Origin of the sequence: Formosa agariphila KMM 3901 (genome assembly GCF_000723205.1) — a bacterium.
In the GTDB taxonomy this organism is placed as follows: Bacteria; Bacteroidota; Bacteroidia; order Flavobacteriales; family Flavobacteriaceae; genus Formosa; species Formosa agariphila.
This window is the reverse complement of sequence record NZ_HG315671.1, coordinates 3795630-3815219: the sequence shown is the minus strand read 5'-3', so window position 1 is coordinate 3815219 and position 19590 is coordinate 3795630. Positions and strand designations below refer to the sequence as shown.

Below are 19590 nucleotides of genomic sequence, written 5' to 3'. Positions count from 1 at the left end.
TTTATCATAATATTAATAGTATAATTGGTCGGTTTTTAAATTTAGGAAGCGTTGCGTGGCAATAAATGTACTAATCCAGGTGATTAATATTCCTAAAATAAAGATGGTTACAAATAGGCCTCCAACTAAAATCGGATTGTTTAATAATTGTAAATCCGGGAATGTTTCATTTAAATAATAGAATACAATAGCCATTCCAATTAAAGCTATAATAGCACCAATAATACCTAATTTTACACTTTTCCAAACAAAAGGTCTTCTAATAAAGTGCTTGGTTGCGCCTACCATTTGCATGGTTTTTATCGTGAATCGTTTAGAATATACAGAAAGTCGGATTGAGCTATTTATAAGTAGCACGGCTATTAATGTAAATATACCGCTAATAACTAAAATCCAGAAGCTAATGCGCTTTACGTTTTCGTTCATGAGGTTTACCAAATCGTTGTCGTAACGCACTTCTTCCACAAACGTTTTTGCTAGAGCTTCGTCAGATATGGTTTTTAAATGTTCAGACGTTACAAAGTCTGCTTTTAAATGCACATCGATAGAATTTTGAAGCGGATTAAAACCTAAGAAATTCATGAAATCTTCACCGTTTTCAGCCTTCATAAATTCGGCTGCCTGTTCCTTAGAAACATACTCGGTTGTCTTTACGTATTCGGCCATCGATAAGCTTTTTTCAAGTTGTTTGGTTTCAACTTCTTTTGCCGAATCTTTTAAATAGATAGTAACCACCACTTGTTCTTTAAAATGGTCGGCAACTTTCTTGGTGTTAAGCACGAGCATGCCTAGTAAACCAAGTAAGAATAATACTAAAGCAATACTCAAGACCACAGAGAAATAAGACGATATTAATCGGCGTTTTTGATAACTTTCAAAAGATGAGCTCATATAAGGCGTAAATTTGTTTGTAAAAATATAAAAGAAATCTATTTCCTTTAGGATAACAACGTTTAAACTTTCAACATTGTTATAATAACCTTAAATTTGCGCCTTTATTAAGCGGAATACGACAATATGCAATACCATTTTAACGACATAGAAGCCAAGTGGCAAAAATATTGGGCAGAACACAAAACGTTCGAGGCCAAAAATCAATCTGAAAAACCTAAATACTACATCCTCGATATGTTTCCTTATCCGTCTGGAGCAGGATTACACGTTGGGCATCCGTTAGGGTATATTGCTTCAGATATTTATGCACGTTACAAGCGCCATAAAGGATTTAATGTGTTGCATCCGCAAGGATACGATAGTTTTGGTTTGCCGGCAGAACAATATGCAATTCAAACGGGTCAGCATCCTGCTATTACTACCGAAACAAATATCGCCACCTACCGTCGTCAATTAGACCAAATCGGATTTTCTTTCGACTGGTCTCGTGAAGTACGTACTTCGAATCCGGAATATTACAAATGGACACAATGGATTTTTGTGCAATTGTTCAATTCTTGGTTTAATAACGATACCGCTAAAGCTGAAGATATTTCAACTTTAGAAGCCGTGTTTTCTAAAGAAGGAAACGCTTCTGTAAATGCGGTTTGCGACGATAATATCGTACCATTTACTGCTGAGGAATGGAACGGGTTTTCTTCAGAACAAAAACAAGCCGTTTTATTACAGTACCGTTTAACGTATTTGGCTGAAACCGAAGTAAACTGGTGTCCAGAATTAGGAACTGTTTTAGCAAACGACGAGATTGTTAACGGTGTATCCGAACGCGGTGGATATCCTGTAATTAGAAAAAAAATGACACAATGGAGTATGCGTATTTCTGCTTATGCAGAGCGTTTGCTTCAGGGCTTAAATGATATTGACTGGACCGATTCGTTGAAAGAAAGTCAGCGTAACTGGATTGGAAAATCTGTTGGTGCTAGTGTAACGTTCCCCATCCTATCCTTCCCCAAAGGGGAAGAGACTGCAGGTTCTGATAAGCGTGCTGGGTATATGACAGGTGGTAATAATTCTCATTTACTTCTTGAACGTGCAAAAGAAATGCGAGCAAATCCAACACAAGCTGAGGCTGCTTTATGGGAGAGTTTGAGAGGAAAAAAAATAGAACATAAATTCAGACAACAACATTTAATAGAAGATTTTATTGTTGATTTTGTTTGTCTTGATAAAAGATTAATTATTGAAGTTGATGGAGAAATTCATAATTCTCAATTAGAAGCTGATACCGAAAGAACTTTGGTTTTAGAATCTAAAGGATTTAAGGTGTTGCGATTTAAAAACGAAGAAGTTTTAGGTAATATTGAGAGTGTTTTAGAGGTTGTTAGTAAAGAATTAGCACAAAGAGCATCCGTTAAGAGTGAGCAAGCTACCCCTTCGGGGGCTGGGGGGATTGAAGTATTTACTACTCGTCCTGATACGATTTTCGGAGTAAGTTTCATGACATTGGCTCCGGAACACGAATTAGTATCGAAAATTACTACTGATGCTCAAAAAGCAGACGTTGAGGCATATATAGAAAAAACGGCAAAACGTAGTGAACGTGAGCGTATGGCCGATGTAAAAACCATTTCTGGTGTGTTTACAGGAGCCTATGCCGAGCATCCGTTTACCAAAGAACCTATTGCAATTTGGATTGGAGATTACGTATTGGCAAGCTACGGAACAGGAGCTGTTATGGCGGTGCCTTGTGGTGACCAACGTGATTACGATTTTGCAAAACATTTTGATATTGCTATTCCAAATATTTTTGAAGGTGTAGATGTTTCTGAAGAAGCGTTCGCTGAAAAAGGAAATACTAAACTTACAAATAGCGATTTCTTAAACGGTTTGTCTTATAAAGAAGCGACTTCAAAAGCCATTGAAGCCTTGGAAGCAATCGGACAAGGTGAAGGAAAAACAAATTACCGTTTACGCGATGCCGTATTTAGTCGTCAGCGGTATTGGGGAGAACCATTTCCGGTGTATTACGTAAATGGAAAACCACAAATGATTGCAACCGAACATTTACCAATTCGTTTGCCAGAAGTAGAAAAATATTTACCAACCGAAACCGGAGAGCCACCTTTAGGTCGTGCCGATGTTTGGGCTTGGTGTACAGAAACACATACCGTTGTTAGCAACGAAAAGATAAACCATACCACTGTATTTCCATTAGAATTAAATACCATGCCAGGTTGGGCGGGAAGCTCTTGGTATTTCTTCCGTTATATGGAAGAGGCTTCAAAACGAGGCGATGTCTTTGCTAGCGAAGATGCGCTAAACTATTGGGAAAGTGTCGATTTATATATTGGTGGTAGTGAACATGCAACAGGTCATTTATTATACTCTCGTTTTTGGGTGAAATTCTTAAAAGACCGCGGATTTGTAAACATTGAAGAACCTTTTAAAAAGCTGATTAACCAAGGGATGATTTTGGGAACTAGTGCTTTTGTGTATCGTGAAGAAGGAACAAATACTTATCTTTCTCATGGTTTGATTGAAGGTAAAAAGGTGACGCCTATTCACGTAAAAGTTCAGTATGTAAACGCTTCAGATGAATTAGATATTGAAGGATTAAAAACTGATGGTGAGTTTGGAGAAGATTTTAAAGATGCAGAATTTGTATTAGAGGATGGTATATTTAAAGTAGGTCGTGAGGTCGAAAAAATGTCAAAATCGAAGTACAACGTCGTTAATCCAGACCAGATTTGTGCAGAATATGGTGCAGACAGTTTGCGTTTATACGAAATGTTCTTAGGACCATTAGAGCAGGCAAAACCGTGGAATACTGCAGGAATTACAGGAGTACATGGTTTCCTTAAAAAGTTGTGGAAATTATATGTTGGTGAAGACGCTGTAAATGTTACAGATGCAGAACCAACGAAAGACAATTTAAAAACGCTTCATAAAACCATTAAAAAGGTCCAAGAAGATATTGAGAATTTCTCTTTCAATACTTCGGTATCTACCTTTATGATTGCTGTAAACGAATTCAACGCACAAAAATGTGTGAGTAAAGCGGTGTTAGAACCGTTCTTAGTTTTGTTATCGCCTTATGCACCGCATATTGCAGAAGAATTATGGAGCAAGTTAGGGAATTCAGAATCTATTTCTGAAGCACCGTTCCCAGAATTTGACGGGAGTCATTTAGTAGAAAGCAGTAAAGTGTATCCAATTTCTTTCAACGGAAAAACACGTTTTACTTTAGAGTTATCTCTAGACTTAAAAAAGGATGAAATCGAGGAGATAGTTATGGCTCACGAAAAAACGCAAGAGCAATTACAAGGACGCACACCTAAAAAGGTAATTGTTGTGCCAGGAAAGATTATTAACATTGTAGGATAAAAACAGTTGTAAAATTGTGAAAGTGCTATAGAAATCGAATTAAATTCTTATAGCCTATATTTTTTAAGGGGTTAGCGTGGTAAAAGTGTAATTTTTGCTATCTGACCCCTATTTTTTTACGGGGTGTAGTTAAAAAATACGAAATTTGACTGATAAAATATATTATCATGAAAATAGGTATTCCAAAAGAAATTAAGAATAATGAAAATCGTGTTGGTATGACGCCAGCCGGAGTTTACGAATTGGTTAATCTAGGGCACACGGTTTATGTGCAATCTACAGCAGGGGAAGGCAGTGGGTTTTTTGATGACATCTATCAAGAGGTTGGTGCTGTTATTTTGGAGACCATTCAAGAGGTTTACAAATCCAGCGATATGATTGTAAAAGTAAAGGAACCCATAGAGGAAGAATATGCTTTAATTCAGCCGCAACAGATTGTGTTTACTTATTTTCATTTTGCATCTAGCGAAGCATTAACCTTGGCGATGTTAAAAAGTAATGCGGTTTGTATTGCCTACGAAACCGTAGAGGATGCAGATGGAACCTTACCTTTATTAACACCAATGTCTGAGGTTGCTGGTAGAATGGCCATACAGCAAGGTGCAAAATATTTAGAAAAACCTATTAAAGGTAGAGGGATTCTTTTAGGTGGAGTTCCGGGAGTATCGCCAGGAAAAGTATTGATTTTAGGGGCAGGTGTTGTTGGAGTACAGGCAGCAAAAATGGCTGCAGGTTTAGGGGCGCATGTTACCATTATGGATGTGAATATGAAACGCTTACGCTATGTGAATGATATTATGCCTAGCCACGTTGTTACAGAATATTCTAGTGTTTATAATATTAGAAAACACATTCAAACACACGATTTAATTATTGGAGGTGTCTTATTAAAAGGAGGGAAAGCTCCAAAATTAATCACCCGAGATATGCTAAAATTAATGCGTCCGGGAACGGTATTGGTAGATGTAGCCGTAGATCAAGGTGGCTGTATAGAGACTACTAAAGCCACTACGCATGAAGACCCTACGTTTATTATTGATGATATTGTACACTATTGTGTTGCTAATATGCCAGGTGCAGTACCTTATACATCTACTTTAGCGTTAACAAATGTTACTTTGCCATATGTTTTAAAACTAGCAAACAAAGGTTGGGCCGAGGCTTGTGCTGAGGATACAGCGCTTCAAAAAGGATTAAACATTGTTGGTGGAGAGATTGTTTATAACGAAATAAACGATGCTTTTGACTGGGGAGTGAAACAGGTTTAATAGCTGACAAAATTTCTTAATATGTATTTGGCGCATTATTTGATATAATATATTAAATTTAACTTTTTAAAAATTAAGAAGATGTTCAATTATTATATACTTATTGGTGCCATTGCCTTAGTGAGCTGGTTGGTTAGTAACAAGCTTAAGTCTAAATTTAAGACCTATTCTAAAGTACATTTGCGTAATGGCATGACGGGGAAAGAAATTGCAGAAAAAATGTTAGCCGATAATGGTATTCGCGATGTAAAGGTGATATCAACTCCAGGACAATTAACAGATCATTACGATCCGAGAAACAAAACAGTCAATTTAAGTGAGTCTGTGTATTCACATGCTAATGCAGCGGCTGCGGCAGTTGCAGCACACGAATGTGGTCATGCGGTTCAGCATGCTCAAGCCTATAGTTGGTTAACGTTGCGTTCTCAGTTAGTTCCTGCTGTTAACGTGTCGTCTAAGATGTCGCAATGGTTAGTTATTGGTGGTTTAATGCTTGGTGCAGCTGCTGGAGCAGGTTTAGGATTTTGGGTGTCTGTTGTAGGTTTGCTTATGATGGGTATGGCTACAATTTTTAGTTTTGTTACTTTACCTGTAGAATACGATGCTAGTAATCGTGCTTTGGCTTGGTTGAAAAATAAAAACATGTTAGCACCTAACGAATATGCTGGTGCAGAAGATGCTTTAAACTGGGCAGCAAGAACGTATTTGGTAGCGGCAATTGGAGCTTTAGCTTCGTTATTATATTGGGCTATGCAAATTCTAGGCGGTCGCGATTAAATAGAATATATACCATATAAAAAAGGTCGAATTTTTAAAATTCGACCTTTTTTTTGTGTAATTTTAGTTTGTTATTTTTCAATTTCTAAACCACCACAAGCAATACGTTTTCCAGCGTTACCAGTTGGTTGTGTCTTAAAATCGTCTTTACCTTGGTGTATTATAAGTCCTCTACCAGAAATAGTTCTAGTGCTGTCTTCGCAATCTAAACACCATTCGTCTGTTTTAAAAGTTACGGTGGCGTTACCGTTTTCATCACTAGTGAAATTTCCTATATCTCCACGGTGATACCCTTCAGAGTCTCCCCATTTTCCATGTTTAGAATCGGTAGGATTCCAGTGTCCTCCAGTAGATTTTGCATCATGCGAAGAACAATCGGCTGTTTCGTGCAAATGAATCGCGTGTTCGGTATTTGGTTTTAATCCTTCAAGTTCTCCAAGCATATTTACAGTGTCATCGACCTCGGTAAAAATAATTGTTCCAGAGACTTTGCTGTCGCTTTTGGCTTCTAAAACCACTTTAATTTGTGATGTGTTTGCCATATCTGTACTGTCTGTGTTGTTTTCTATGACACTTTCTATGTTAGGCGTGTGTGTAGGGTCGGACATTGGAGTGTTCTGCTTTTTTTTATCATCGCAAGATGTTAGTCCTACAGTGCATATGGCAATCAATGCTATTTTGTAAATGTTCATAATGTTGATTTTTAATTGTTTACGGTGAAATTAAAAAATCATAAGCATCTAGATTGATTGCATTACATATATAATTAACTCAAATCATAAGCAGTTTCGTTATATTGGAATTTGTCTGTCAATTTGTTGTTGTAGTGAAATGAAGGTTTCAGTTCTTGAAACACCTTCAATAGATTGAATGTCTTTATTAAGCAATTGCATTAAATGCTCGTTATCTCGACATAATATTTTTATAAAAATACTCCAGTTTCCAGTTGTGTAATGACACTCTATGACTTCTGGTATTTTTCTTAAGTGTTTTACGGCTTCAGGATTACTCATGGCTTTGTCTAGATAAATACCGATAAATGCCATGGTAGTGTAGCCTAAAATCTTAGGGTTTATGGTGAATTTAGAACCCGATATTAATCCAGATTTCTCTAATTTGCGTAGTCGCTGATGGATTGCAGCACCAGAAATGCCTACACCTCTTGCAATTTCTAAAATAGGTGTTCTTGCATCTCCCATAAGGGCGCGAAGAATTTCTTTATCGATACCGTCTATTTCAATGTTCTGATTTGTAACTTTCATAAATTAATGATTCTAAAATTGAATATAAAAGTACTGAAAGGGTTTTAAATTGAAACTATTAATGTTACAGAATTAAAGGATTGTAACCTAGGTAAGGCACTTCTTTTTCTGTGAATTTTATATCGAAGTGCTTGAGTTCTTCTAAAATAGGGGTGTAGACTTCTTTAGTAATTGGTCGTTGAACTCCAGGTGTTGTTATTTTTTTGTTCAATATGGCTAAGGCGGCAATAGCGACAGGTAAACCTACTGTTTTTGCCATTGCGGTATAGGTTTGGTCTTCGCCTTTGGTAACCATTGTAGCGTCTATTTGGTAATTTTTACCATCTAATTCGTATCCGAACTTATGATACATTACTATCATGTCTTTATCGTCTTGAGCTAAGGTCCAAGACTCCATTAAAATGTGTTGCAGTAGTTGTGCTGGAGTGCCGTCTTTAATTCCTGTTTTTTTATTCGGATTAAAAATGTCTAATTCTAAAAATTTGTTCCATACCACATCGTCTTGATCAATTTTTAACTGATGACGAAATTTAATTTCAACCGAATCTGAAGGGCTGTAAGGTAAAAATGCATTTACAAAGTCGCGATAACTTAAATGTTCGCTGTCTTCCATGATGTAGCTATCGTCTGTCATACCAAGCTGTACAAACATATTCCAAGCTCTGCTAAAGCCAACTCGTCGCATTGTGCCGCGATATAGTGTTTTAATATTATCTAACCCGTAGACACTTTGGTATTTTAAAGAATCTCGATTTGCATAAGCTTCAAATCGGCCGTAACCTTCAATTTCTAGAAATTCAGTACGTCTAAATAGACGGTTGTAAGGGATGTATTTAAACGTGCTTTCTTGAAGAAATTTAGCAACACCACCTTGACCCGAAATAACAACATTTCTAGGGTTCCAAGTAAATTTGTAGTTCCATAGGTTTGTGTCGTTTTCCGGAGCTACTAAACCGCCTGTAAACGATTCAAAAAGTATCATGTTTCCGCCTTTCGCTTTAATGCGGTCTATAACCTGCATGGCACTCATATGGTCTATTCCAGGGTCTACACCAATCTCATTCATAAATACCAATCCTTTTTTTATTACAGATGAATGTAAGGCTTGTAGCTCGTCGCTAATGTAAGATGCGGTTACTAGATTTTTACCAAATTCTAGGCAGTCTTTGGCGACTTCAATATGAAATCTGGCGGGGAGCATAGATATAATAATATCTGCATTTTTAATGCGTTTTCTGCGGGAAATGTCGTCAAAAATGTCGAACTTTATAGTAGATACATTAGCATGGTTTTTAGTCAGTTTTTTAGCGTGTTCTAGATTGATATCTGCAATGGTTAGGTGTATGTTTTCGGTTTCAGATTGGTCTAATAAATACCAAATAAGATACGATGTCGATTTTCCTGAGCCAATAACTAGAATGTGTCGCATGGTAGTAAAATTTAACTAGTTTAAAAAATACGCTAAAAGAGATAAGATTTATAAATATACTAAATAGTAAGTTTGAAATCTTCGAATACAAGATTTATATGGATAAAAAAATTGTGATAACTGCTGGAATATTAGGGCTTTTAAGTGTTGTTATTGGAGCTTTTGCAGCCCATGGATTAAAACCTTTAATTTCTGCAGAATCGATTACTACTTTCGAAACAGGCGTGAGATACCAAATGTACCACGCATTAGTATTGTTATTTGTTGGAAGTACAAATCTAATTGCGAGTAATAAAAAATCGATTATTTATTATTTTGTTTTAGCGGGCGTTATCTTGTTTTCTGGGTCGATTTATGGTTTAGCAACCAACGTGCTTACAGACTTCGATTTTAAAACCATTGGGTTTGTAACTCCTATAGGAGGACTGTTAATGATTATAGGTTGGGTAATTATGATATTATCATTTTTTAAATTAAAAAACGATAATAATTAAGAATATAATATGTAACTCAAGTTAATTTGTGTAAATATGTAAAATTTGTAATAGCGTTCTAAAATAAATTTTACATATTTGTACAGTAAATAAGTATTATTATGGCAAATAACATTCAAACTACGAAATCGATTTCGTTAGAATCTTACGGAATCAAAAATGCAGAAGTACAGTATCAATTATCCTCAGACGAATTACATGATTTAACTATTGACAGAGGTTTAGGTGTAGAATCTTCCTCTGGAGCCCTAGCTGTTAATACAGGCGAATTTACTGGACGGTCGCCTAAAGATCGTTTTATAGTAAAGGACGATGTGACTAAAGATTTAGTGTGGTGGGGTGATGTAAATATCCCTTTTAAATCTGAAGACTTTAATGCCTTATACGATAAGGTTGTAAACTATTTATCGGGTAAAGAAGTGTTTGTTAGAGATAGCTATGCTTGTGCTGATCCGAATTATAAATTAAATATTCGTGTTATTACAGAATTGCCTTGGAGTAATATGTTTGCGCATAATATGTTTTTAAGACCTACGGAGCTTGAATTGGAAAATTTTGAACCCGAATGGTCTATAGTTTGTGCGCCTAAATTTATGGCTGTTCCTGAAGAAGATGGAACACGACAACATAACTTCGCGATATTAGATTTTACTAGAAAAATTGCCTTAATTGGGGGTACTGGATATACAGGAGAGATTAAAAAAGGGATATTCTCTGCTTTAAACTTTATTCTTCCGGTATATAAGAATACGTTGCCAATGCACTGTAGTGCTAATGTGGGGAAAGATGGCGATACTGCTATTTTCTTCGGACTTTCAGGAACAGGGAAAACAACACTTTCTGCAGATCCAAATCGTAAGTTAATAGGAGATGACGAACACGGTTGGACAAACGAGAATACAGTCTTTAATTTTGAAGGTGGTTGTTATGCAAAAGTGATTAATTTATGTGAAGAAAACGAACCTGATATTTTTAACGCCATTAAACGCGGTGCCATTCTTGAAAATGTGATTTTAGACAAAGACGGTCAAGTCGATTTTGCAGATACATCCATCACTCAAAATACACGTGTAAGTTATCCTATAAATCATATTGAAAACATTCAAGTCCCATCTATAGGAAAGAACACTAAGAATATATTTTTTTTGACGGCAGATGCCTTTGGAGTGATTCCGCCGATTTCTAAATTAACGCCAGCACAAGCAGCTTATCATTTTATATCGGGATATACAGCAAAAGTAGCAGGAACAGAAGCGGGAGTAAAAGAACCTGTACCATCATTCTCAGCTTGTTTTGGAGCGCCTTTTATGCCGTTACACCCTGCTAAATATGCAGAAATGTTGAGTTTGAAAATGAAGGAATCAGGGGTAAATGTATGGTTAATTAATACAGGTTGGACCGGAGGCCCTTATGGCGTTGGAACCCGTATGAAGTTAAAATATACACGTGCTATGATTAATGCCGTTCTAAATGGTGATTTAGGATTATATAATTACCACGATTACCATATTCACTCTGTATTTGGAGTCGCACAACCACGAACTTGTCCAGGAGTGCCAACATCTGTTTTAAGTCCAAGAGCAACTTGGAATGATGATGAAGCCTATTATGCAACGGCATTTAAACTGACCAATGCATTTAGAAAAAACTTCGAGCAGTTTGAAAGTATAGCAAGCGAAGAAATAAGACGTGGCGGACCACAACGTTATAATCCTTAATGATCTAAGTTACCAAATCAAATTAAACCAAAAAAAAGGCGATTCTTTTAAAGAATCGCCTTTTTAAATGTAGTGTTAAATCAATCTATTTTCCTTTATTAGCTTTATCTATATACTTGTCTAAAGCCATGGTCATAGATGGCGTTTCTGGAGTTGGAGCAGATATATCTACCCTTAACCCTTTTTCTTCAACAGCTTTAACTGTTGTGTTACCAAAAACGGCTATTCTTGTGTCGTTTTGCTTAAAATCTGGGAAATTATGGAATAACGATTCAATTCCCGATGGGCTAAAAAACACTAAAATGTCGTAAGAGACATCAGCCAAATCAGATAAGTCGCTAATTACAGTTTTGTAAAATACAGCTTCTTTCCAATCGATTTTTAAACCATCTAAAATTTCTGGAACTTCAGGTTTTAATTTGTCTGTAGTTGGAAGTAAAAACTTCTCGTCTTTATATTTTTTTATTAAAGGCGTTAATTCAGAAAATGTACGTTTACCAACATAAATTTTTCGTTTTCTGTAAACCACATACTTTTGAAGATAATACGCTACAGCTTCAGACTGACAGAAATATTTCAATGAATCTGGGACTTTAAAGCGCATTTCTTCAGCAACTCTAAAAAAGTGATCTACCGCATTACGGCTTGTTAAAATAATAGCAGTGTAGTTGTTAAGATCTACTTTTTGCTGTCTAATTTCTTTAGCAGGAACGCCCTCTACATGAATAAAAGGACGGAAATCAATTTTTACTTTTTGCTTTTCTTGAAGATCAAAATATGGGGAATTTTCTATTTTAGGTTCTGGTTGAGAGACTAAAATTGTTTTCACTTTCATAAGCACTTTTTATTAAGGTGACCGCTAGTAAAGTGTAACAAATTTGTACAAAATTACATAGGGTGCGATTTCGAGAGTGCAAAGATACAAAATAAAATAAAAAAGGTTCGGTTTTATTAAACTTTGATAGCGTTTTAGTGATGTTCCTAAACTAATAATGAAAAGGACCAATAATATCGATAAAATGATATATAAAATTGTTTTAGAAGGTGTTATGCTATAGATTAAAAAAGCGTTTACAGGAACGAGTAAGATTCCGAAGAAGTTTTTATAGCTCGTTTTCTGAAATAGGTAATAGTCTATAAGTTTATCAATATTAAAAAGACTACCTAATAGGCGTTCAAAATGGATTTTTGTTACCAAAAATATACAGAGTCCTATTACAATTTTAATTATGGTATTAGGCTCTAATGTATCGTTTATGCCCAAGCCTTTGTAGAAAATGTAAGCAAAAATGGAAATCGAAATCACAAAATTTACAAAAAGTAAAGTATCAAACTTGTCGATAATCTTCTGATCTCGAGAATAGATGTTTAAATATTTTGAGTTTGCAAGTATGGCTGCAAAATCATTAAACCTATTGGTAAATGAAACTTTTGCCATTGTAATACAAATGAGTCCAACCATTATTAAAATGGTAAATATTTCGTTATATGGAACTTCTCGAAGCATGTGTCAAAATTATTTAAAATAATAATAGCCACATTGAATTATTAAGGAATATTTAAAAAAAAGAAATTGTGAAATAATGTACATTTGTAAACTTAATAGCAAATTTAAGTGAGAGACTCTATAGTCATTATCCCAACATATAACGAAATTGAAAATATAGAAACCATAATAAGGGCTGTGTTTTCAGAAGAAAAGGACTTTCATGTTCTAGTTGTAGATGATAATTCGCCAGATTTAACTGCTGCTAAAGTAAGAGATTTACAAAAGGAGTTTGCAGGACGTTTATTTCTAGAGGTGAGACAAGGTAAATCTGGTTTAGGGACCGCATATATACATGGGTTTAAATGGTGCCTGAAACATGAATATCAATATATTTTTGAGATGGATGCCGATTTTTCTCACAACCCTAAGGACTTAATACGACTGTATAACGCTTGCGCTGTAGATGGTGCCGATTTATCTATTGGATCACGATATGTAAAAGGTGTAAATGTTGTAAATTGGCCAATGAATCGTGTATTAATGTCGTATATGGCATCTAAATATGTTCGCGTTATAACGGGTATGAAAATTCATGATACAACTGCCGGATTTGTATGTTATAAGCGTGAGGTTTTAGAAACCATTGATCTGGATAAGATTAAGTTTGTAGGTTACGCATTTCAAATAGAAATGAAATTTAAAGCCTATATTAAAAAGTTTAAAATCGAAGAAGTTCCAGTTATTTTTACGGACAGAACTAAAGGGGAATCAAAATTAAGTTCAGGAATTATTTCGGAAGCTATTTTTGGAGTAATTTCTATGAAATTGAAAAGTATATTTTAAAGACAGCAATACTATGCAACCAAAACAAGTACTAATTAAAAACGCCAAGATTGTAAATGAAGGTGTTATATTGGAAGGCGATATCTTAATTGAAGGAGAATTCATTAAAGAAGTAGGGGAATCTATTAGTGCAAAATCTTCAGATGTACAAGTTTTTGATGCAGAAGGCAAATATGTATTACCAGGCGTTATAGACGATCAAGTGCATTTTAGAGAACCGGGCTTAACAGAAAAAGCTAATATTAAAACGGAATCTAGAGCAGCAATTGCTGGTGGTATTACCTCGTTTATTGAAATGCCTAATACCATTCCGCAAACCACAACTATCGAAAAATTAGAAGAAAAATTCGCTATTGCAGCAGAAACGTCTTATGCTAACTATTCGTTTATGTTTGGAGGAACAAACGATAATTTAGAAGAAATTTTAAAAGTTGATACAAAAAATGTAGCCGCTCTAAAATTATTTCTAGGATCGTCTACAGGGAATATGCTAGTAGATAATCCGAAGGTGTTAGAAGAGATTTTCTCTAAAGTAGACATGCTAATTGCTGTACACTGTGAGGATGAAGACACGATAAAAAAGAATTTCGAAATTTATAAAGAAAAGTATGGAGACGATATTCCTGTAAAATATCATCCAGAAATTAGAAGCGAAGAGGCATGTTATTTATCATCTTCTACCGCTATAGAACTTGCTAAGAAAACGGGAGCTCGATTACACGTGTTTCACTTGTCTACAGGAAAGGAAACAAAATTGTTTTCAAACAAAATTCCTTTAAAGGATAAGAAAATTACTGCTGAGGTTTGTATTCATCATTTATGGTTTACAGATGCCGATTATGAGAAAAAAGGTACATTAATAAAATGGAACCCTGCGGTTAAAACTGAAAATGATCGTGATTTACTTTGGAAAGCACTTTTAGATGGTAGAATAGATGTTGTAGCAACAGATCATGCACCACATACATTAGAGCAAAAACAAAATATTTACACCCAAGCACCATCAGGTGGGCCTTTAGTACAGCATGCGTTGCCTGCGATGTTAGAGATGCACCATCGTGGTAAAATTTCTATTGAAAAGGTTGTCGAAAAAATGTGTCATAATCCTGCAATTCTATTTCAAGTAGAAAAACGTGGGTTTATTAAAGTTGGCCATTATGCCGATTTAGTTTTAGTCGATTTAAATAATCCTTGGACGGTTACTAAAGAGAATATCTTATATAAATGTCAGTGGTCTCCATTTGAAGGTACAACCTTTAAATCTAGAATTACGCATACATTTTTAAACGGAGAATTGGTATATCAGAATTTTAAGTTTAATGATGTAAAAGCTGCAAAACGTTTAACCTTCGACCGATGAAACGTTTTATCTTAGGACTTTTAGTTGTATTCAGTATGGTAGCTTGCCATCAAGTAAAGCGGCCAGAAAAGCCGAAAAACCTGATTCCCGAAAACACCATGGCTAATATTATTTTAGATATGAGTCTGTTTTCGGCAAGTCGAGGTGTAGATAAAAATGCGTTAGACAAAAATAATATATCATTACAAACCTTAATTTACGACAAGTATAATGTAGATAGTCTTCAGTTGGCAGAAAGTAATGAATATTACTCTTATAGTATTGATGAATATGAAGCTATTTATACTAAAGTAAATGATAGTTTAACAATTCTTAAAGAAAAATATACAGCCGAAGAAGCCGAGGCAGAAGTAAGAAAGCGCAAGCAAGATTCAATAAATAAAAAACCTGTGAACGCGTTAAAACCTGATCAGATAGAAGAGATTAGAGGTTTAATTCTTGATGTTTTAAGATTTCCGTAATTTTATTTTTTGTTCTTAAACTGATAAGAAGTATTCTTAATACATTCTTCAAGAGGTGTCCATTTATAATCTAAAAGTGTCGCAATTTTTGCGTTGCTATACGTAGATTTAAAGTTTATGGTTTGTGCTAATTGTTTACTTAAAACACGTTTTTTTCCGGTTAATTTATTTCGTAACCAATCTAATCGCCATGCCAATTCTGCTTGCCAAGGTTGTACTTGCTTTTGTGGTACTTTAACGTCTAGATGTTTTGCAATAGTTTGTAATAATTGCTTAAAGCTCCAATGTTCTGAAACTAAGATGTAGCGTTCGTTTTTTGTTTCAGTAGCCATTAAAAGCGTCATGATATTTACAACATCTTCAACAGCAATAAAACCAGTTATACCATTTGTATAATATTTTGTGCCCTTATTAACACGTCTAAATAAATCTCCAGTACCTTGATTCCAGATGCCTCCTCCTAAAATAACACCTGGGTTTACAATAACGGCATCTAATCCTTCTTGTGTTCCTCTCCAGACTTCCATTTCTGCGCCATATTTTGTAATCGCATAAACATTATGGTCTTCTTCAGGATTCCAAAAAGTGTTTTCATTAATAGGAGCATCTGTTAAAGATTCGCCTAAAGTTGCAATAGAACTAATGTAGCACAGTTTTTTAACGTTATGAGATAAACATAAATTTACAATATTAGCCGTTCCATGCGTATTTGTTCGTTTTAAACTTACATAGTCGTTGGGGTCGAAAGACACCAAAGCAGCGCAGTGATACACCTGTGATATATCTTTAAACGTAACGGTTAAATCTGGAATATTTAAAAGGTCGGCTTTTACCCAATCAATACGATTGTAAAGCGAATCTATCTCGTTAGTGTAATACGAAAACACGGTTTTTACAACATCTAGTTTTTGTTCTGATCTGTAAATTGCTCTTATTTTCTCGTTATTACTTGCTAGTTTGTAAAGTAAATGTGCACCAACAAGTCCTGTGCCTCCTGTAACTAAAATCATAAAACTAAGGTAAAGAATTATTTAATATAGGTGTAATTATACCACGATTTTTATCTTTGCAACAGATTATTAAAATTTTAGAAATAATGACTGAAAATTTTGTGGAAGAATTAACCTGGAGAGGTCTGGTACATGATATTATGCCGGGAACCGAAGATCAATTAAAGAAAGAAATGACAACAGCCTATATTGGCTTCGATCCTACTTCAGATTCTTTACATATTGGAAGCTTAGTGCCAATAATTATTTTGGTTCATCTAGAAAAAGCTGGTCATAAACCTATGGCTCTAGTAGGTGGAGCAACAGGTATGATTGGTGATCCTTCAGGGAAAAGCGACGAACGTAATTTGTTAGACGAAGCTACTCTAGCAAAAAATGTTGCAGGTATAAAAGGTGTATTATCTCGTTTTTTAGATTTTGATTCTACTGCAGAAAATGCGCCAGTTCTTGTAAATAATTACGATTGGATGAAAGATTTCTCTTTTATCGATTTTGCACGTGATGTTGGTAAACGTATTACGGTAAATTACATGATGGCTAAAGACTCGGTTAAAAAGCGTTTTTCAGGAGAAGAAGGAAGTATCGGGATGTCGTTTACAGAGTTTACATACCAATTAATTCAAGGTTACGATTTTTATCATTTACATAAACACCACAACTGTTTGTTACAAATGGGAGGTAGCGACCAATGGGGAAATATTACTACAGGAACAGAACTTGTTAGACGTATGAATCCTGGTGTAGAAGCTAAAGCCTACGCGATGACGTGTCCGTTAATTACAAAAGCAGATGGGTCTAAATTTGGAAAAAGTGAAGGTGGAAATGTATGGTTAGATGCCGATAAAACATCTGTTTATAAATTCTACCAATTCTGGTTAAATACTACAGATGAAGATGCCGAAAAGTATATAAAAATCTTTACGTTTTTAGATAAGGCTACTATTGAAGCTTTAATTGCAGAACATAAAGAAACACCTCATTTAAGATTGTTGCAAAAGAAATTAGCCGAAGAGTTAACCACATTTGTACATTCTAAAGAAGAGTTTGAAAATGCTGAAAAAGCATCGAACATCTTATTCTCAAAATCGTTCAAAGCGGATATTAAAACGTTAGACGAGAAAACATTTTTAGATGTGTTTGAAGGTGTGCCAATGGCAGAAATAACTAAAGCTGAATTAGAAGATATCGATATGATAGCTGTACTTGCTGCAAAAACAAATTTCTTAGCCTCTAATAGTGAAGCTAGACGTGCGTTAAAAGAAAATGCAGTTTCGGTAAATAAAGAAAAAGTAAAAGAAGATTATAAAATTAGCGCAGACGACTTGATAAACGATAGTTATATTATTATTAATAAAGGAAAGCGTAATACCTATATTGTAAAAGTGGTTTAAACATAATGAAGCCGGATTATATTTAATCCGGCTTCAAAAAACCAACTAACCATTAAAAACCATCCTTGCTTTACTCCTAAAGCTTGGAAGTATTTCTATAGTCGCTATTTAGTTTGTATGCTTTCAATGTGTTTCGTGAAAAATGTGTTAAAGTTTTAAATAGTGCGAATTACTTTAAATCAAAGCTGTTTAAGAAGATGTACTATAGCTATTTTAAAAGCGTAATAGTTATATTTAAAGTGCCATTAAATTACAGCCTCGAATATCGGAATTGTCGAAACGTCCAATCACTTCAAAAGCATTATCTCCTGTAATTTTTCCTAAATCTTGAGTCGCTATAAAAGCACAAGAATTAACATTCGCTAAATCAATTACATTTATACCGCCTGTTTTTCCTGACGTCTGAATTGTTAAGGCATCCTCGGGATCGCGAGTTAATATTTTCATCCATGGCGGACAATTAAAAATACCGTGTCCTTTGGAATAGCCCTGACTTAAAAGCTCGGTCATGCCGTATTCACTATGAATTTCGTTTACACCAAAACCTGCTTTTAAAATAGCGTGTAATTCTGCGCGAATAAGTTCTTTACGTCGCCCTTTCATACCTCCTGTTTCCATAATTATGGTATGATTTAATTGAAATTTATGAGCTTCAACTAAATCTAATAACGCAAAAGAAACACCTATTAAGAGTACTTTTTGTCCGCGCGTATCTAACTCGATTAACTTCGATTTTAATTCCGATAAATTATTTAAGTAAAATCCGCTTTCTGGATGTTTCGATTGGATAATCATATCGTTAACCATATAGATTAAAGATGATCCACTGCGTTCTAGATATGAAGGTAATAATGCCAATACAACATAGTCTTGGATGTCTCCATAAGCTTCAGCAAATCCTTTTCTAAAACTGTCTTCGTATATAGAAATATCGGTAACCAAATGCTTACTAGTAATGCTTCCTGTAGTTCCGCTGCTTGAAAATGTATTCTGAACGGTTCCTGTAGAACTTAAAATGTCTCTACTTTTAAAAAATTCTATAGGTAAAAAAGGAATGTCTTTATAGTGCTTTACGTCGCTAGGATGAACGTACAGTAAATCGCAGAAAGATCTGTAAGTTCTATTATTTTTAAATTGAAACTGAAAGACCTTTAATGCTTGTTCATTAAATTGGTCTTCCGTTTTAATGTCAAAAATGGATTGAGTATCAGTCATAGTTATGTCGTAAAACGAGAACAAAAATAGTTAAAATAAAAAAGCACTGCCAAATAGCAATGCTTTTAAAATACTGTTAAATTATGTTTTTTTAAAATAGATTACAATAACTTATTAAAACCTACGTTATCGAATTACAAGTTTTCGTGTTGTAGAAATATTATTTTCTTTAATTTTAATAATATAGATACCTGCATTTAATTTAGAGATATTCATTTCTTTGCCAAAAAGGGTTGTCTGGAAAATTGATTTACCTAAAACATTGAAAATTTCAATCTCTTTGGTAAGATTGTTTTTTGTAATAATATACAACTTACCATTACTTACCGGATTAGGGTAAATAGATAGCTCTTCAATGTTTTGATTTGTGTCTGCATCTACGGCCTGAGCTTGCATAGAGCACGACATTGCAAAAAACAAAGAAAAAAATAATATAGTAAGAAAGTAGTTTTTTTCCATCGCATTAAAATAGTGTATAAAGATAATAAAAATTAGGAGCAAATTCTATGCCTTAATGTGTTAAACCGTAGTTTTACGTAGGCTACATTATTTTAGTGTAAGGTTCAGGTTACGTTATTGTTATTAAAAAATTGTT

At 34.7% G+C, this 19590-nt stretch carries 18 protein-coding genes; 9 read left to right on the top strand and 9 right to left on the bottom strand.

The genetic code is table 11. The annotated features are described in order from the left end of the window. Positions 1 to 12: 12 nt before the first annotated feature. Positions 13 to 891, bottom strand: a complete 879-nt coding sequence (locus BN863_RS16065) for a cell division protein FtsX (RefSeq protein ID WP_038532271.1) — start codon at positions 889 to 891, stop codon at positions 13 to 15. Between the two features lie 126 nt (positions 892 to 1017). On the opposite strand from BN863_RS16065, the gene leuS reads away from it, so the two are divergent. The 3 genes from leuS to BN863_RS16050 all read left to right on the top strand — a co-directional run bounded on the left by leuS (position 1018) and on the right by BN863_RS16050 (position 6323). Next, positions 1018 to 4278, top strand: a complete 3261-nt coding sequence (gene leuS / locus BN863_RS16060; protein ID WP_038532270.1) for a leucine--tRNA ligase — start codon at positions 1018 to 1020, stop codon at positions 4276 to 4278. Between the two features lie 167 nt (positions 4279 to 4445). Then, positions 4446 to 5546, top strand: a complete 1101-nt coding sequence (gene ald, locus BN863_RS16055; RefSeq protein ID WP_038532269.1) for an alanine dehydrogenase — start codon at positions 4446 to 4448, stop codon at positions 5544 to 5546. A gap of 81 nt (positions 5547 to 5627) precedes the next feature. Beyond that, complete coding sequence (locus BN863_RS16050) at positions 5628 to 6323, top strand: zinc metallopeptidase (protein ID WP_038532268.1); 696 nt, start codon at positions 5628 to 5630, stop codon at positions 6321 to 6323. 71 nt (positions 6324 to 6394) lie between these two features. Here BN863_RS16050 and BN863_RS16045 read toward each other — a convergent pair whose 3' ends face one another. The 3 genes from BN863_RS16045 to BN863_RS16035 form a co-directional block, all read right to left on the bottom strand. Beyond that, a complete protein-coding gene (locus BN863_RS16045; RefSeq protein WP_051774902.1) occupies positions 6395 to 7015 on the bottom strand; it encodes a superoxide dismutase family protein in 621 nt (206 codons plus the stop codon). A 99-nt stretch (positions 7016 to 7114) separates the two neighbouring features. Next, positions 7115 to 7585 (bottom strand): Lrp/AsnC ligand binding domain-containing protein, encoded by a 471-nt coding sequence (locus BN863_RS16040; protein WP_038532267.1) that lies wholly within the window; start codon positions 7583 to 7585, stop codon positions 7115 to 7117. Positions 7586 to 7649: 64 nt separating this feature from the next. Then, positions 7650 to 9014 carry a saccharopine dehydrogenase family protein gene (locus BN863_RS16035; protein WP_038532265.1) on the bottom strand — a complete coding sequence of 455 codons (1365 nt, stop codon included), beginning with the start codon at positions 9012 to 9014 and terminating at the stop codon, positions 7650 to 7652. A gap of 98 nt (positions 9015 to 9112) precedes the next feature. On the opposite strand from BN863_RS16035, the gene BN863_RS16030 reads away from it, so the two are divergent. Beyond that, positions 9113 to 9508: a DUF423 domain-containing protein gene (locus BN863_RS16030; protein WP_038532263.1), complete on the top strand. Its 396-nt coding sequence runs from the start codon at positions 9113 to 9115 to the stop codon at positions 9506 to 9508. A gap of 101 nt (positions 9509 to 9609) precedes the next feature. Beyond that, complete coding sequence (pckA, locus tag BN863_RS16025) at positions 9610 to 11226, top strand: phosphoenolpyruvate carboxykinase (ATP) (RefSeq protein WP_038532262.1); 1617 nt, start codon at positions 9610 to 9612, stop codon at positions 11224 to 11226. An 85-nt stretch (positions 11227 to 11311) separates the two neighbouring features. Here pckA and BN863_RS16020 read toward each other — a convergent pair whose 3' ends face one another. Continuing rightward, positions 11312 to 12061 (bottom strand): uroporphyrinogen-III synthase, encoded by a 750-nt coding sequence (locus BN863_RS16020; RefSeq protein WP_038532261.1) that lies wholly within the window; start codon positions 12059 to 12061, stop codon positions 11312 to 11314. A gap of 24 nt (positions 12062 to 12085) precedes the next feature. Continuing rightward, a complete protein-coding gene (locus tag BN863_RS18345; protein ID WP_084817565.1) occupies positions 12086 to 12733 on the bottom strand; it encodes a DUF4271 domain-containing protein in 648 nt (215 codons plus the stop codon). 108 nt (positions 12734 to 12841) lie between these two features. Between BN863_RS18345 and BN863_RS16015 the strand changes: the two genes are divergently transcribed. The 3 genes from BN863_RS16015 to BN863_RS16005 are packed head-to-tail and all read left to right on the top strand — an operon-like array spanning position 12842 to position 15379. Further along, the gene (locus BN863_RS16015) at positions 12842 to 13558 is read left to right on the top strand and encodes a polyprenol monophosphomannose synthase (protein ID WP_038532259.1); all 717 of its coding nucleotides are present in this window, start codon (positions 12842 to 12844) and stop codon (positions 13556 to 13558) included. Positions 13559 to 13571: 13 nt separating this feature from the next. Further along, complete coding sequence (locus BN863_RS16010; RefSeq protein WP_038532258.1) at positions 13572 to 14918, top strand: dihydroorotase; 1347 nt, start codon at positions 13572 to 13574, stop codon at positions 14916 to 14918. Next, positions 14915 to 15379: a DUF4296 domain-containing protein gene (locus BN863_RS16005; RefSeq protein ID WP_038532257.1), complete on the top strand. Its 465-nt coding sequence runs from the start codon at positions 14915 to 14917 to the stop codon at positions 15377 to 15379. Before BN863_RS16010 ends, BN863_RS16005 begins: the two co-directional genes overlap by 4 nt. 2 nt (positions 15380 to 15381) lie before the next feature. On the opposite strand, the gene BN863_RS16000 is transcribed toward BN863_RS16005, so the two are convergent. After that, a complete protein-coding gene (locus tag BN863_RS16000) occupies positions 15382 to 16389 on the bottom strand; it encodes an NAD-dependent epimerase/dehydratase family protein (RefSeq protein WP_038532255.1) in 1008 nt (335 codons plus the stop codon). Positions 16390 to 16475: 86 nt separating this feature from the next. Between BN863_RS16000 and tyrS the strand changes: the two genes are divergently transcribed. Further along, on the top strand, positions 16476 to 17780 hold the full coding sequence (gene tyrS, locus BN863_RS15995; protein WP_038532254.1) for a tyrosine--tRNA ligase: 1305 nt from the start codon (positions 16476 to 16478) through the stop codon (positions 17778 to 17780). A 234-nt stretch (positions 17781 to 18014) separates the two neighbouring features. On the opposite strand, the gene BN863_RS15990 is transcribed toward tyrS, so the two are convergent. Both BN863_RS15990 and BN863_RS15985 read right to left on the bottom strand, forming a co-directional pair. After that, the gene (locus BN863_RS15990) at positions 18015 to 18995 is read right to left on the bottom strand and encodes a LuxE/PaaK family acyltransferase (protein ID WP_038532253.1); all 981 of its coding nucleotides are present in this window, start codon (positions 18993 to 18995) and stop codon (positions 18015 to 18017) included. Between the two features lie 126 nt (positions 18996 to 19121). Continuing rightward, a complete protein-coding gene (locus BN863_RS15985; RefSeq protein ID WP_038532250.1) occupies positions 19122 to 19454 on the bottom strand; it encodes a T9SS type A sorting domain-containing protein in 333 nt (110 codons plus the stop codon). Between the last annotated feature and the right edge of the window lie 136 nt (positions 19455 to 19590).

What these genes read in the sequence shown, in the direction of transcription:
- BN863_RS16065 (WP_038532271.1), bottom strand. Translation starts at nt 891, where the DNA reads ATGAGCTCATCTTTTGAAAGTTATCAAAAACGCCGATTAATATCGTCT.
- leuS (WP_038532270.1), top strand. Translation starts at nt 1,018, where the DNA reads ATGCAATACCATTTTAACGACATAGAAGCCAAGTGGCAAAAATATTGG.
- ald (WP_038532269.1), top strand. Translation starts at nt 4,446, where the DNA reads ATGAAAATAGGTATTCCAAAAGAAATTAAGAATAATGAAAATCGTGTT.
- BN863_RS16050 (WP_038532268.1), top strand. Translation starts at nt 5,628, where the DNA reads ATGTTCAATTATTATATACTTATTGGTGCCATTGCCTTAGTGAGCTGG.
- BN863_RS16045 (WP_051774902.1), bottom strand. Translation starts at nt 7,015, where the DNA reads ATGAACATTTACAAAATAGCATTGATTGCCATATGCACTGTAGGACTA.
- BN863_RS16040 (WP_038532267.1), bottom strand. Translation starts at nt 7,585, where the DNA reads ATGAAAGTTACAAATCAGAACATTGAAATAGACGGTATCGATAAAGAA.
- BN863_RS16035 (WP_038532265.1), bottom strand. Translation starts at nt 9,014, where the DNA reads ATGCGACACATTCTAGTTATTGGCTCAGGAAAATCGACATCGTATCTT.
- BN863_RS16030 (WP_038532263.1), top strand. Translation starts at nt 9,113, where the DNA reads ATGGATAAAAAAATTGTGATAACTGCTGGAATATTAGGGCTTTTAAGT.
- pckA (WP_038532262.1), top strand. Translation starts at nt 9,610, where the DNA reads ATGGCAAATAACATTCAAACTACGAAATCGATTTCGTTAGAATCTTAC.
- BN863_RS16020 (WP_038532261.1), bottom strand. Translation starts at nt 12,061, where the DNA reads ATGAAAGTGAAAACAATTTTAGTCTCTCAACCAGAACCTAAAATAGAA.
- BN863_RS18345 (WP_084817565.1), bottom strand. Translation starts at nt 12,733, where the DNA reads ATGCTTCGAGAAGTTCCATATAACGAAATATTTACCATTTTAATAATG.
- BN863_RS16010 (WP_038532258.1), top strand. Translation starts at nt 13,572, where the DNA reads ATGCAACCAAAACAAGTACTAATTAAAAACGCCAAGATTGTAAATGAA.
- BN863_RS16005 (WP_038532257.1), top strand. Translation starts at nt 14,915, where the DNA reads ATGAAACGTTTTATCTTAGGACTTTTAGTTGTATTCAGTATGGTAGCT.
- BN863_RS16000 (WP_038532255.1), bottom strand. Translation starts at nt 16,389, where the DNA reads ATGATTTTAGTTACAGGAGGCACAGGACTTGTTGGTGCACATTTACTT.
- tyrS (WP_038532254.1), top strand. Translation starts at nt 16,476, where the DNA reads ATGACTGAAAATTTTGTGGAAGAATTAACCTGGAGAGGTCTGGTACAT.
- BN863_RS15990 (WP_038532253.1), bottom strand. Translation starts at nt 18,995, where the DNA reads ATGACTGATACTCAATCCATTTTTGACATTAAAACGGAAGACCAATTT.
- BN863_RS15985 (WP_038532250.1), bottom strand. Translation starts at nt 19,454, where the DNA reads ATGGAAAAAAACTACTTTCTTACTATATTATTTTTTTCTTTGTTTTTT.